The organism is Schaedlerella arabinosiphila, from assembly GCF_003885045.1.
GTDB classification, from domain to species: domain Bacteria; phylum Bacillota; class Clostridia; order Lachnospirales; family Lachnospiraceae; genus Schaedlerella; species Schaedlerella arabinosiphila.
The window spans coordinates 1456754-1469891 of record NZ_RHJS01000002.1 but is presented as its reverse complement, the minus strand read 5'-3'; the positions used below and the strand labels follow the sequence as shown (position 1 = coordinate 1469891).

Genomic DNA, 13138 nt, shown 5'->3' with positions numbered 1-13138 from the left:
AGTATAAATTCAACCTATTTCAACCCTATAGTTCTCTTTTTTACACTATCTCCAAAGGTTCTCCTTCCCGGTGATCATCTCATACAGCGGCTTTCCTGGCGGGACAATGGGCATGACATTTGCCTCCCGGTCTATGATAAATTCGATCACCACCGGACCTTTCTCGTTCTGTTTTGCGCTTCGCAAAGCATCCTCCACTGCGTCGCTTTCCGTCACCCGAATGCCCTTCGCCCCATAGCTTTGTGCCAGTCTTACAAAGTCCGGGGTATAGTCCGGGCAGTTTTCTCCCGGCCGTTCACAGGCGGACGGACAGCTTTTCCGGTAACGCATACATGTGGACGAATATCGTCTGCCGTAAAACAGTTCCTGCCACTGTCTCACATTTCCCAAATATCCGTTGTTGAGTATGCAGATGATAATCGGCAGTTCATAGACTACGGCTGTCGCCAGTTCCTGAATGTTCATCTGCATGCCGCCGTCACCGGTCACAACCACAACCGGTTTCCGGGGATTCCCGATCTTGGCGCCGATCCCGGCAGGCAATCCGTAACCCATCGTTCCCAGACCGCCCGAGGTCAGCATCTGCTTCCTTTCATTAAGCGCAAGAAACTGGGTGGTCCATAACTGGTTCTGCCCCACATCGGTGACAATCACCGCCTCCGAAAAGAGATCATTGATGGCCTGGATCACCCTCTGAGGGGTCAGTCCAAAATGTCCCATATCAATCGGATATTCTGCCTTCCATCTGCGGATCTCCTCCCTCCACTCCCCGATCTCCAAAGGCTCTGCTTTTTGAAGCAGGATATGGATCGCATCCCTCGCGTCTGCCACAATCGGCACATCCGCAGCAATATTTCTGGAAATAGAAGCCGGTTCAATATCAATGTGGACGATTGCCGCATTGCCCGCGAATGTTTCCGGGCTGCCTGTGATACGGTCATTAAACCTTGTCCCGATTGCAAAAAGAACGTCGCATCCGCTGACCGCCATATTGGCGGCATAGCTTCCGTGGATTCCGATGTTGCCTGCGTACAGGCTGCTTGAGGTGGGAATGGCCCCTTTTCCCATGATTGTCGTTACCACCGGGACGCCTGTTTGCTCCGCAAGCCGCAGCATTTCCTTCTGTGCCCCGGCAATCCTGACGCCGCCTCCGATCAGGAACACAGGTCTGCGGGCGCGGGCCAACAGTGCGGCCGCCTGATCCAACCGTCCCTGATCTTTCCCAAGATCCGGCCGCTCCTCCCTGGCCGCAGTTTCAGCCGGATAGATGCCGCTTCCAAATGCCCTCTGGATATCCTTGGGCAGATCCACCACCGCGACCCCGGGCTTTCCGGTTTTTGCGGCGTAAAATGCTTCTTGGATGACGTATGCCATATCCTCCCGCTTCTGCACTGTGACAGCATATTTTGTGATGCTCCGTGTAATCCCTACAATGTCCACCTCCTGAAAGGCATCCTTTCCGATCAGGTTTCGGGGCACCTGGCCGGTAAAGCATACCAGCGGAACACTGTCGTAATTGGCCGTCGCAATCCCGGTCACCAGGTTGGCTGCCCCCGGCCCGCTGGTCACCAGGCAGACCCCCACCCTGCCGGTAGAACGGGCATACCCGTCCGCCGCGTGGATCAGCCCCTGCTCATGGCGGGGCAGGATCACTTCCATATCCTGTTCCTTGTAGAGGGCGTCAAAAAGGTCGATTGCCTGCCCGCCCGGGTATGCAAATAACGTTCTGACCTGCTCCTCTTTTAATGCTTTGACAAATAAATCCGCACCTGTAATCTGCATATTCCATTCCTCCACTTCTCTTACTTTCGTCTTATGAATGCATGTACTTGCTTGCATAAAGTTTATTTTTTTCGGCACTGTCAGTCAGTGCCGAATTTCATCCATGCATGATTCCATTGATCAAGACCTGCACGCTGTTTTTTATGTAGTCTTCTTTTTCTACATCCGTCAGCTTTTTTCCAAAGGACGCATTCAGAAATGTATATCCAAATGCCGTAGAAAATATGGTCAGGGCAAGGGAACCAAAGTCCTGCTCGGGAACCTTCCCCTTTTCACACATTCTGTTCAGATAATCCGTAAGCGCAGTGAGAAACACCTGCGGAACCTTCATAATATGGGGCGCCGTCTCCTCATAGATCTGGGGCGCACGCAGTCCGATGGACAATTTGACAAAATCAGCCGTCATCCGGTCCATATACGTTCTCAGAAACATTTCCAGATCTGCCTGCAGGTCCCATTCCACACGCGAAAATGCATCCGGTGTGATATTGGCCCTCCACTCCGCCTGACTGACCCCCTGTAGAATGATCTCCTTTTTGCTTTTGAACTTGCGGAACAGTGTACATTCATTTACGCCTGCACGCCCGGCAATCTCTCTGGTCGTGGTCGCAGCGTATCCCTTTTCCCGGATACAATGCATTGCCGCGTCAATGATTTTCTGGCTTGTGTCATCCAAATCTGCCACCTCCATGCAAGTAATTGCTTTCATTTTACACGCTTTTGAAGGAATTTTCAAGCTGAAAAACAAGCGTCACTTCCCGCTGTCCTCACGATGCTCTAAAAAACATCCATCCTCATGGGAGTAAATCACTCCAACGGCCTGCAGGTACGCATAAATGATCGTTGTCCCGACAAAGGTCATCCCCCGCTTTTTTAGGTCCTTTGACACCCGGTCCGAAAGCTCTGAGGATGCGAGCCCTTTTTCGTAGATGACCTTCCCATCCGTCCAGTGCCAGAGATAGTCCGAAAAACTCCCGTATTCCTGCCGGATCTCCCGGAATACTTTTGCATTGGCCGCTGTGGCACGGATCTTCCGCTTGTTGCGGATGATGCCCGGATTTTCCTGCAGCCGCTCAAAATCCTGTTCCGTATATGCACATACCTTCTCCAGATCAAATCCGTCGAAGGCTTCCCGAAAAGCCTCCTGCTTATTCAGTACGCATTCCCAGGAGAGCCCGGCCTGGAACGATTCCAGGATCAGCATCTCGAATAATTTCCGGTCGTCATATACGGGAACGCCCCACTCTTCGTCATGGTAATGAATGTACGTTTCATTGTTGGGATTGGCCCAACGGCATCTTATCTTTCCATCACTCCACTGCATAGCCGCATTCCTTTTATTCAAATCTCACCTTGATATACGCCTTTATCTCTTCCACGCATTTCTCAAATCCCAGCTTTCCACTGTTCAGGCACAGGTCATAGTTCCTTGCGTCTGTCCACTCCCTGCCGGTATAGTGCTTATAAAAATCGGAACGGTACTTATCCGTGGATGCAATGAATTTCTCCATCTCCGCCGTTGTCATGCTGTTGCGTTCCATGGCCCGGGCCAGATTAAATTCCGGCGACGCATGGACAAATACGCTGACCACGTTGGGATAGTCCTTCAGTACATAATCCGCCGCGCGCCCGATGATCACGCAGGTCTCACTTTTCGCAAGCCGCTTGATGACCTCCGCCTGCCAGTTGAACAGATTTTTAGCGGATACAAAATCCTTGTGCCCCGGCGGGATGACCTGCCCGTCGTAGAGATCTGTCGTCATGCGCAGCAGCAGGTTATTCCGCAGCTTTTCGTCAAACTGCATGAAAAGCTGTTCATTGATGCCGCTCTCCTCCGAAGCCATTTTCAGAAGGTTCATCCCATAGCAGGGAATCCCCAGCTCTTTTGCGTACATTTCCCCCACGGTCTTTCCGCCGCTTCCGTACTGCCTTGCGATCGTTACTACAATATGTTCCATCTCCGCAGTCCTCCTCTCTTCTGCCAAAAAAACGCTGTCATGCATCGAATCCCGTCAAAACCATTTTCAAATGCAGACAGCGTCCTGTTATTTTATCCATTCCCTTTCACCGTTTTATTCTCCCAGATATGCCTTCTTGATGGAATCGTCGTTCATCAGCTCCTTCGCATCCCCGTCCAGGACGATCTTTCCGGTCTCCAGCACATAGGCCCGGTCCGCGATGGATAATGCCTTCTTCGCGTTCTGCTCTACCAGCAGCACGGTGGTCCCGCCTGCGCTGACCTCCTGGATGATATCAAAGATCTCATTCACCAGGATCGGGGACAATCCCATGGAGGGCTCGTCCATCACGATGATCTTCGGATGGGACATCAGCGCCCGGCCCATAGCCAGCATCTGCTGCTCCCCGCCGCTCAAAGTCCCGGCAAGCTGGTTTTTCCGCTCCTCCAGACGAGGAAACCGCTTGTAGACCATTTCCAAAGTCTGGGCGATCTCCGCCTTGTCCTTTCTCGTATAGGCCCCCATTTTCAGATTCTGGTAGACCGATAGCTCCGCAAACACGCGCCGTCCCTCCGGCACATGGGCCATTCCCAGGGACACGATCTTGTGAGCCGGAACCTTCGTGATATCCTTTCCCTCAAAGACCACAGAACCTTTTTTCGGAGACAGCAGGCCGGTGATGGTGTGCAGGATCGTCGTCTTTCCCGCTCCGTTGGCGCCGATCAGGGCGATGACCTCGCCTTCATTGACCTCAAAGGAAATCCCCTTGATGGCCTGGATCACGCCGTAAAATACTTCGATATCTTTTATTTCAAGCATTGCCATGATATCACCCCCTATTCTCCCAGATATGCCTTGATGACTTCCGGATTGTTCAGCACGTCGCCGGTCTTTCCCTCTGCCAGCACCTGGCCGAAGTTTAACACCGTCAGCTCCTCACAGATCCCGGACACCAGCTTCATGTCGTGTTCGATCAAAAGGATCGTCATGTCAAAGGTATCCCGTACGAAACGGATCGTTTCCATCAGTTCCTTCGTCTCATTGGGATTCATACCCGCCGCAGGCTCGTCCAGAAGCAGCAGCTTGGGCTTTGTCGCCAGCGCCCGGGTGATCTCCAGCTTCCTCTGCTTTCCGTAGGGAAGGTTGGATGCCAGTGTCCGTGCCTCCTGATCCAGATCAAAGACCTTCAAAAGCTCCATGGCTTTTTCGTCCATTTCCTTCTCCACCTTAAAATATCTGGGAAGGCGCAAAATCCCCTCCACGGTGGAATATTTGCAATGATTGTGCAGGCCCGCCTTGACATTGTCCAATACGGTCAGATCCTTGAACAGACGGATATTCTGAAATGTCCTTGCAATGCCTGCTTTGTTGATCTCAATGGTCTTTTTCCCGATGATCGGTTCCCCGTCCAGCGTAATGATCCCTTCATTGGGCCTGTATACCCCGGTCAGCAGGTTGAAGACCGTGGTCTTTCCCGCGCCGTTGGGACCGATCAGGCCGTAGAGACAGCCCTTCTCGATGTGCAGGTGAAATTCATTCACCGCCCGCAGTCCGCCAAAGGAGATTCCCAGATTTTTCACTTCCAGTAATGCCATTTCTCAAACCTCCTCTGCCTTTGCTTTTTTCTTGGAACGGAATTTTTCCGTGTATTTTTCCCGCCACTCGATGGCCTTCGGGCTCCAGTTGAAGAGCATCATCACGATCAGAACCACCGCATAGATCAGCATCCGGTAGTCGCTTAAGCTCCGCAGCAATTCCGGAAGCAGCGTAAGCACAATGGCCGCAATGATGGAACCCCGGATATTTCCGATGCCTCCCAGCACTACGAATACCAGGATCATGATGGACATGTTGTATCCGAAGTTTTTCGGCTGGGCGGTCAAAGTCGCCAGGTTGTGGGCATAGATCACGCCCGCCACCCCGGCCAGCGCCGCGGAAATGGAAAATGCCATGAGTTTGTATTTGGTCACATTGATCCCGATGGACTCCGCCGCAATCCGGTTGTCCCGAATCGACATGATGGCGCGCCCGCTCCGGGAATGGATCAGGTTCAGCACGATAAACAACGTCAGCAGGATCAGAAGCACTCCCACCGTAAATGTGGAATCCTTGGGAGTTCCTGTGATCCCCTGGGGACCGTTGATGATGACCACCCCGTCAGGCTCCATATTCAGCGCCATCACGTCCTTCGTGGAAAAATGAAATCCGTTGGCGTCTCTGCCTACAAACAGGATATTCATGATATTTTTGATGATCTCGCCGAAGGCCAGGGTCACGATGGCCAGGTAGTCCCCTTTCAGGCGAAGTACCGGGATTCCGATGAGAATGCCGCAGATCCCCGCCGCTGCCGCCCCGATCAGCAGGGCGATAAAGTACCGCACACCCGCAGCCGGAATCGACGCAGCCGTACATTTGGAGAAAAAGGCGCTGAAAAAGGCGCCCACGCACATGAATCCGGCATGCCCCAGGCTCAGTTCTCCGAGAATCCCCACAGTCAGGTTCAGGGAAACCGCCAGGATCACATAGGCGCACAGGGGTACTAACAGCCCCTGCATCAAACTGGAAAGGCTGCCCGACATGATCATGGCCTGCACGATGATATAAAGGACGATCACCAGCACATATGTGATCAGATTATTTCTTGTAATTTTATTCATCTTTTTCATCCCCTCCCCCTACACTTTCTCCTGAATATTCTTGCCGAGGATTCCGGCAGGCTTCACAAGGAGCACCACGATCAGCACGCCGAATACGATAGCATCCGCCATCTGGGAGGAAATGTATGCTTTTCCGAAGATTTCAATGATGCCAAGCAAGATCCCCCCGATCATGGCTCCCGGAATGGAGCCGATCCCGCCGAATACCGCCGCCACAAACGCCTTGATACCGGGCATGGCCCCGGTGTACGGAGTCAGGGTCGGATAGGCCGAACAGAGCAGGACGCCTGCGATGGCCGCAAGCGCGGAACCGATGGCAAAGGTCAGGGCAATGGTTCCGTTCACATTGATTCCCATGAGCTGGGCCGCCCCTTTATCCTCGGACACCGCCCGCATGGCCTGTCCTGCCTTGGAGCGGTTGATAAATAAGGTCAGGCCGATCATGATCACGATACACGCCCCGATGGTCATGATGGTCTCCCCGGAAATGGTCAGATCGCCCCCTGCAAGCACCAGAGGCGGAATCGGAACCACCGAGGTAAAAGATTTTGTGTTTGCTCCGAAGATCAGAAGCGCCAGGTTCTGCAGCAGATAACTGACGCCGATCGCCGTGATCAAAACCGCCAGCGGGGAAGCCGCGTTACGCAGGGGCTTGTACGCCACCCGCTCGATCAGCATTCCCAATACCGTGCAGAATACAACTGCCGCTAATACCGCTGCTGCAGGAGGAAGCCCTGCGCCGGTCATGGCGGTCAATACCACATAAGCGCCGATCATAATGACATCGCCGTGCGCAAAATTCAGCATCTTCGCGATACCATATACCATCGTGTAGCCCAGCGCAATGATCGCATATACGCTTCCCAGGCTGATACCATTCACCAAATACGATATAAAACTCATATATCCGTCCACCTGTCTCTCATTTTTTTATCTTGATCTGTTTGATACTGCCACAGGTACGCCCGCAGCCCCTGAAACACTGCTTTTAGCAGCGGGGACCTGATCCACAGCCACATAAGAATAAGCACACCATTCCTACTCTTCCCGATCCGTCTGCTTATTCTTACATCGCTGTGGATCAGACAGAAATGATACAAATAGAAGGCTATCCCGAAAGATAACCCTCTATTATTACATACAAACATCTGTCCGGTACCTTCTCAGATACGTTTCCATAGCCTCTAACTAAATTTTTCCAGCCCTACAGGCGGAATGCATTATTCTACTACCGCATAATCTCCGTCTGCAATCTTCACAACCATAGGCTCTTTGCTGGGCTCGCCGCTTGCTTCCCATGTGAGTGACTTGGCTGTCACGCCGTCGATGGTGATCTCTGTCATGGCTGTCTTCATGGCGTCGCAGATATCGGCCGGGCTCATGTCTGCCGTCACGCCCGCTTTTTCCATTGCCGCCTTGATGGCATAGATTCCGTCATATGCGTCTGCAGCAAACTGGTTCGGTGTTCCGCCGTAAGCTTCCTTGAAATCCGTCACAAAGGTCTTGATCGCTTCTTCCTCAGAAGTCGGTGTAAAGGGGCTCAAAAACATCAGATCCTGTGCCATGTCCGCATCAAATCCGTCTACACCCAGGATACCGTCCATACCGTCGCATCCGAAGAAGATGGGCTCATAGTTGATGCCCGCTGCCTGCTGAAGCACCAGCGCAGCCTCGGAATAGTAGAACGGCAGGAATACCAGTTCTGCACCTGCGTCCTTTGCCTTCTGGAGCTGTACGGAGAAGTCGGTCTTGCTCTCTGCCGTAAACGCCTCTGTCGCTACCAGTTCCAGTCCCTGGTTTTTCGCCTCTGCCGCAAATGCCTGGTAAATCCCTGTGGAGTAAACGTCAGAGCTGTCATAGATCACCGCCACCTTGGATGCCAGCTTATTCTCTCCGATATACTTTGCGGACTCCAGTCCCTGCATCGGGTCAGAGAAGCATACACGGAACGCATTGTCATACTGTACGCACTCTACCGCGGTTCCTGAAGGTGTCAGAAGGAACATGTTGTCCCCCTGCGCCACGTCGCCTACCGCCACACAGGGAGCGGAGGTAACGGTTCCGAGCAGCGCCTGCATGCCCCAGTCCTTCAGGGTGTTGTAAGCATTGACTGCCTTCTCCGCGTCATTCTCATCATCCTGGAAATTAAATTCGATCTGAACGCCGCCTATGCCGCCGTCCGCATTGATCTCATTGACTGCCAGCTCCGCGCCGTTCTTAACCGCTTCGCCGTAGATTGCCGCCCCGCCTGTGGTCGGTCCGATCCCGCCGATCTTGATGACCGCGTCGCCGCTTCCGGCATCGCTGGTGCTCTCGCTGCTGTTGCTGCTTCCGCCGCTGTTGTTGCTGTCACTGCCGCCGTTGCTGCCGCATCCGGCAAGCATTCCAACCGTCATAGCTGTCACGACTGCGGCTGATAAAAATCTTTTCCAATTTCTCATATCATCTTTCCTCCCAAATAACAGAGTACGCTCTGTTCTTCTTTTCTCAAAAATCATATCGTGGATTCGGGGTTTTGTCAAGTATTTTATCTAAAAAAAGCAGAGGCTGTCATCCCTCTGCTTTCCACTTCTCCCCCAGAATTTTCTCCCTGCACGCGCTGACCGGATACCAGCTGCATCCGTCGCAGATATCTGAGAGCATCTGGGGCGTCATTTCTTCCCTGATTTTTTCCACAAGCTCCTGATATATATACTCCTTCTCTTCCAGATGAAAATATTCCATCACTTTCCGGTCAAACCGTTTTACCTTGTCGTTGGTGCTGCACAGGTCTGTTCCCAGCATATTGGGACATTTGGCGCACAAATCATCAGTGGAGCATGTCAGACGGACCTTTACCGGCTCTCTGCTTCGCAGCTTCCGGGTGATTTGGTTCATATTTTCCACAAATTCGCTGCTGTATCCTTTTCCGGAATACCCCTGGGTACAGAGGAGGTGGTGAGGTCTTAAGTCCATTGCATTACCTCCCCCAATCGAACCTGCAGCTTCAATCCCAGTACGGAGGCCGCAGCCGCTTTGATCACCGCGGTAGGAAGGAAGGGCAGCACACAGGCCGTAAATCCCGTCCAGAAGGATGCTTTCATCAGAATGCAGAACATCAGCACGCCGACGGCATAATTGGCAGCCGTTCCGAAAATCAGAAACAGCAGGAACATCCCTTTCTGTTTTCTCAGCTTTGTTCCCACGCCGATCAGGTACGCCATAACCGGGAAGGATAACAAAAATCCCCCGGTCGGCCCGATGAAGTGCTGGAAACCGCCGCTGAAACCGGCCAGCACCGGAACGCCGACTGCCCCTAAAAGCACATAGATTATCATGGAGATGGCTCCCCTCCTTGCCCCAAGGACGATCCCTGACAAAGTCACGGCAAAGGTCTGCATGGTAAGCGGCACGCCCATCGGCATGGGAATGGAAATCTGCGCCATGACCGCTGTAATCGCGGTCATAATGGCGATGCTGCATATGTCCTGAACGGAAATTTTCGAATTTTGCATAATAGATGCCCCCTGAAATCTCATATGTATTCGTGATTTCACTGTATCCTTCTTCTACAAGTAAACAAGTGAATCCTTTTTCAGTATAAAGGCATATGCGTAGATTGTCAACTATTTTAAAACTTTAGTTAACATTTGTACAACAATACTCCAGGATCAGATACAGAAAACTCCCTGTTTCTGCCTTGCAAAACTGATCGAATCATCTTTTGGCTCCTACTTGAAAATTTTGAATTTTCTTCAAATCCTAAAGCTTCCCAAATGCCAATGAAAGTTGAAAAATTTTATTCAGTAAGTTTTGCTACTATTTTTTTTAATGTAAATATGCTATGCTATATCCTGCAAGAGAGATGGTATAGTGTCGATTGGTGAACACATAAAAAATTTTGCTAAGGTACTTATGCAAATAATTAATAGACTTTTCATTCATAAACAAAAAACAGATTTTAAAGGAGTTTTTTGCTTCTACTCTGCACTTCAAACAGAAAGTGAGGAATACATTATGGCTTTTGACGGAATCGTCGTGGCGAACCTGGTCCACGAATTAAAAGAACAGCTCCTTGGCGGGCGAATCGCCAAGATCGCGCAGCCTGAGGCAGACGAACTGCTGCTGACCATCAAGACGCCCGCAGGACAGAGGCGTCTCTACCTGTCGGCCAGCGCGTCCCTGCCGCTGGTCTATCTGACAGAGACCAACAAGACCAGCCCCATGACTGCTCCCAATTTCTGCATGCTTTTGCGCAAGCACATTGCAAACGGGCGGATCGTGGAGATCTGCCAGCCCAAGCTTGAGCGGATCATCCGCTTTACCATCGAGCATTTAGACGAGCTGGGCGACCTGTGCCGAAAGGATCTGGTCGTGGAGATCATGGGCAAGCACAGCAACATCATCTTCTGCACCGAAGAGGGCGCCATCATCGACAGCATCAAGCATGTGTCCGCCCAGATGAGTTCTGTCCGGGAGGTGCTCCCCGGACGGCCCTATTTCATTCCGGATACCATGGAGAAGGAGGACCCGCTGTCCGCGGATTTCGAAGTCTTTTCCCGGGCCCTCACCGCAAAGCCTGTGCCCTTAGCAAAGGCCATCTACACCAGCTTTACCGGGGTCAGCCCGGTGACGGCGGAGGCGGTCTGCTCCATCGCCCAGGTGGATTCCGGCCTTCCGGCCTCGGCATTTTCAGAGGACGTCCTGCGGCATGTATACAACCAGTTTGACATTTATTTTTCCGGCGTAAGAGAGCAGAAATTCTCTCCTGCCATTTATTATGAAGGGAAGGAACCCAAGGAATTTTCCTCCCTGCCGCTGCCCCAGAAGGGATGGGAGCGGGTGGAATTTGATTCCATTTCCCAGGTGCTTGAGACCTACTATGCGCTGAAAAACACCATCACCCGGATTCGGCAGAAGTCCACGGACCTGCGGCATATCCTCCAGACCGCCTTGGAGCGGAACCGGAAAAAATACGACCTGCAGATGCGGCAGCTTAAGGACACGGAAAACCGGGACAAGTTCAAAGTCTACGGGGAACTCATCAATACCTACGGGTACAACCTGGAAGAGGGGGCGAAGAAGCTTGACGCCCTGAATTACTACAACAATGAAATGGTCTCCATTCCGTTGGATTCCACCAAGACGGCGCAGGAAAATTCCCAGCGCTATTTCGAAAAATACAACAAGCTGAAACGAACCTATGAGGCGCTCTCCCGCCTGATCCAGGAGACACGTGAGGAGATCACCTACCTGGAATCCATCCGCACCTCCCTGGATATTGCCATGAGCGAGGATGACCTTGGGGAGATCAAGGAGGAGCTGATCTCCTCCGGGTTGATGCGGCGCAAGTATTCCAAGAAAAAGGTGAAGATCAAAAACACGCCCCTGCATTTTGTTTCCAGCGACGGCTACCATATGTATGTGGGAAAAAATAATTTTCAGAACGACCAGCTCACCTTTGATTTTGCCGTCGGCAATGACTGGTGGTTCCACGCCAAGCAGGCCCCCGGCTCCCATGTCATCGTCAAGACAAACGGGGACGAGCTGCCGGATCGTACCTTTGAGGAGGCGGGACGGCTGGCCGCCTATTATTCCAGTATGCGGGGTGTGGAAAAGGTGGAGATCGACTATGTGGAGAAAAAGCATGTGAAAAAGCCAAAGGGCGGAAAGCCTGGATTTGTGGTCTATTACACAAACTACTCCCTGGTCATTGACAGCGATATCAGCGGGATTCAGGAAATCCGGTAAAAAACAGACGCTGAAATCCACATAGAAACATGCGCTGAAACGACATTTGATCCATGCCGTTTCGGCGCATGTTTCTAATTGTACCGCTGCAATTCTCCAGCCCGCTTGTATACCCTTTATTGCGATACAGGTGAGCGGCCTCTGAAAAGAGCGGCCTGCCAAAAACCGCTGCCCCACCAGAGCTCACCCGGCTGCCGCCTTGACCTCCTCGGGCACCCGGATCTCTTCCACTTCCCCGTATTTGTCAAAATCCAGCTTGATGCTGTAGGAGTTGACATTCGTCGTCTTCTCAAACTGGTCGTACAGCCCGTTCATAGCCTCCGACATATCCACCACGATCCTGGCCGGAAGCATCTTTTCCTTATAAATATTGAAGGTAATGGGGATCACCAGCTCCGAGACCGCGTTCTCGTCGGGCAGCTTCACCAGGCCGTAGGCGTTGAGCATCTGCCCCCCGAGAAGCCCCTGGAGGTTCTCCCCGGTGACTTCCCCGTACATCTGATAGCATTCCTGGCCGTTGACGTCCACCGTGCCCTCTGCAATGTGAAAATCATCCACAGAATCCGACATCTTGGCAAATAAACTGTCGTCGATGGTGATGACGGACCCCTTCGTCTGCTCCGACACCTCCTTGCTCCAGTTGTTGTCCAGGCTGCTGTATGTTGCCCGGCGGCCTCCCTCCATCACCTGGTAGACCTCCAGGACGCTTTCCAACTCCGCCCCGCGCATCTTGACATGGGCGCGTCCCAGGGCATGTCCCGCTTTCGGGTCCGACGTACTTTCTAGGCTGATATCCATGGAAACCGACGTGGTATACAGTACGTCCTCCAGTTCGATATCCAGCTTCACCTTGTTTGCAAAAGAGGTGATCCCGGACATATTTTGCGACATTGACTCCATCAGCGTATGAGGAGTCAGCTTTTCTTTGCATGCCGTCAGCACGCACATGGACAAGAGCAGCAGAGCAAGGCATCCGGCCCGTTTCCATACAGATTTCCATTCCCGTACCAT

The 13138-nt window shown here is 52.3% G+C and carries 13 protein-coding genes; 1 reads left to right on the top strand and 12 read right to left on the bottom strand.

All coding sequences use genetic code 11. The features are described from left to right. Window positions 1–45 precede the first annotated feature (45 nt). From ilvB to EBB54_RS07295, 11 genes are all read right to left on the bottom strand, one after another. Entirely contained in the window at window positions 46–1782 is a 1737-nt protein-coding gene (gene ilvB, locus EBB54_RS07345) for a biosynthetic-type acetolactate synthase large subunit (RefSeq protein WP_125126940.1), read from the bottom strand. Window positions 1783–1879: 97 nt separating this feature from the next. Continuing rightward, window positions 1880–2458 (bottom strand): TetR/AcrR family transcriptional regulator, encoded by a 579-nt coding sequence (locus tag EBB54_RS07340; protein ID WP_004068393.1) that lies wholly within the window; start codon window positions 2456–2458, stop codon window positions 1880–1882. A 75-nt stretch (window positions 2459–2533) separates the two neighbouring features. Then, window positions 2534–3106, bottom strand: a complete 573-nt coding sequence (locus EBB54_RS07335; protein WP_125126939.1) for a DNA-3-methyladenine glycosylase I — start codon at window positions 3104–3106, stop codon at window positions 2534–2536. Window positions 3107–3119: 13 nt separating this feature from the next. Next, entirely contained in the window at window positions 3120–3740 is a 621-nt protein-coding gene (locus EBB54_RS07330; protein WP_004068396.1) for a cytidylate kinase-like family protein, read from the bottom strand. Between the two features lie 114 nt (window positions 3741–3854). After that, a complete protein-coding gene (locus tag EBB54_RS07325; RefSeq protein ID WP_004068398.1) occupies window positions 3855–4565 on the bottom strand; it encodes an ABC transporter ATP-binding protein in 711 nt (236 codons plus the stop codon). A gap of 11 nt (window positions 4566–4576) precedes the next feature. Next, window positions 4577–5335, bottom strand: coding sequence for an ABC transporter ATP-binding protein (locus EBB54_RS07320; RefSeq protein WP_125126938.1), 759 nt, complete (start codon window positions 5333–5335; stop codon window positions 4577–4579). Between the two features lie 3 nt (window positions 5336–5338). Continuing rightward, on the bottom strand, window positions 5339–6397 hold the full coding sequence (locus EBB54_RS07315; RefSeq protein ID WP_125130658.1) for a branched-chain amino acid ABC transporter permease: 1059 nt from the start codon (window positions 6395–6397) through the stop codon (window positions 5339–5341). Between the two features lie 18 nt (window positions 6398–6415). Continuing rightward, entirely contained in the window at window positions 6416–7300 is an 885-nt protein-coding gene (locus EBB54_RS07310; RefSeq protein ID WP_125126937.1) for a branched-chain amino acid ABC transporter permease, read from the bottom strand. Between the two features lie 317 nt (window positions 7301–7617). Beyond that, entirely contained in the window at window positions 7618–8838 is a 1221-nt protein-coding gene (locus tag EBB54_RS07305) for an ABC transporter substrate-binding protein (protein ID WP_004068405.1), read from the bottom strand. A gap of 109 nt (window positions 8839–8947) precedes the next feature. Then, window positions 8948–9352 carry a DUF1284 domain-containing protein gene (locus EBB54_RS07300; RefSeq protein WP_125126936.1) on the bottom strand — a complete coding sequence of 135 codons (405 nt, stop codon included), beginning with the start codon at window positions 9350–9352 and terminating at the stop codon, window positions 8948–8950. Further along, a complete protein-coding gene (locus EBB54_RS07295; protein ID WP_125126935.1) occupies window positions 9343–9891 on the bottom strand; it encodes a biotin transporter BioY in 549 nt (182 codons plus the stop codon). The genes EBB54_RS07300 and EBB54_RS07295 overlap by 10 nt, the downstream gene beginning before the upstream one ends. A 502-nt stretch (window positions 9892–10393) precedes the next feature. Here EBB54_RS07295 and EBB54_RS07290 point away from each other — a divergent pair. After that, a complete protein-coding gene (locus EBB54_RS07290) occupies window positions 10394–12127 on the top strand; it encodes an Rqc2 family fibronectin-binding protein (protein ID WP_125126934.1) in 1734 nt (577 codons plus the stop codon). A gap of 183 nt (window positions 12128–12310) precedes the next feature. Here EBB54_RS07290 and EBB54_RS07285 read toward each other — a convergent pair whose 3' ends face one another. Continuing rightward, window positions 12311–13138 (bottom strand): DUF6612 family protein, encoded by an 828-nt coding sequence (locus tag EBB54_RS07285; RefSeq protein ID WP_125126933.1) that lies wholly within the window; start codon window positions 13136–13138, stop codon window positions 12311–12313.

Excerpts from the sequence above, each read along its gene's own strand:
- EBB54_RS07285 (WP_125126933.1), bottom strand. The coding sequence starts at position 13,138 with ATGGTACGGGAATGGAAATCTGTATGGAAACGGGCCGGATGCCTTGCT.
- EBB54_RS07330 (WP_004068396.1), bottom strand. The coding sequence starts at position 3,740 with ATGGAACATATTGTAGTAACGATCGCAAGGCAGTACGGAAGCGGCGGA.
- EBB54_RS07325 (WP_004068398.1), bottom strand. The coding sequence starts at position 4,565 with ATGGCAATGCTTGAAATAAAAGATATCGAAGTATTTTACGGCGTGATC.
- EBB54_RS07305 (WP_004068405.1), bottom strand. The coding sequence starts at position 8,838 with ATGAGAAATTGGAAAAGATTTTTATCAGCCGCAGTCGTGACAGCTATG.
- EBB54_RS07300 (WP_125126936.1), bottom strand. The coding sequence starts at position 9,352 with ATGGACTTAAGACCTCACCACCTCCTCTGTACCCAGGGGTATTCCGGA.
- EBB54_RS07335 (WP_125126939.1), bottom strand. The coding sequence starts at position 3,106 with ATGCAGTGGAGTGATGGAAAGATAAGATGCCGTTGGGCCAATCCCAAC.
- EBB54_RS07295 (WP_125126935.1), bottom strand. The coding sequence starts at position 9,891 with ATGCAAAATTCGAAAATTTCCGTTCAGGACATATGCAGCATCGCCATT.
- EBB54_RS07290 (WP_125126934.1), top strand. The coding sequence starts at position 10,394 with ATGGCTTTTGACGGAATCGTCGTGGCGAACCTGGTCCACGAATTAAAA.
- ilvB (WP_125126940.1), bottom strand. The coding sequence starts at position 1,782 with ATGCAGATTACAGGTGCGGATTTATTTGTCAAAGCATTAAAAGAGGAG.
- EBB54_RS07310 (WP_125126937.1), bottom strand. The coding sequence starts at position 7,300 with ATGAGTTTTATATCGTATTTGGTGAATGGTATCAGCCTGGGAAGCGTA.
- EBB54_RS07320 (WP_125126938.1), bottom strand. The coding sequence starts at position 5,335 with ATGGCATTACTGGAAGTGAAAAATCTGGGAATCTCCTTTGGCGGACTG.
- EBB54_RS07315 (WP_125130658.1), bottom strand. The coding sequence starts at position 6,397 with ATGAATAAAATTACAAGAAATAATCTGATCACATATGTGCTGGTGATC.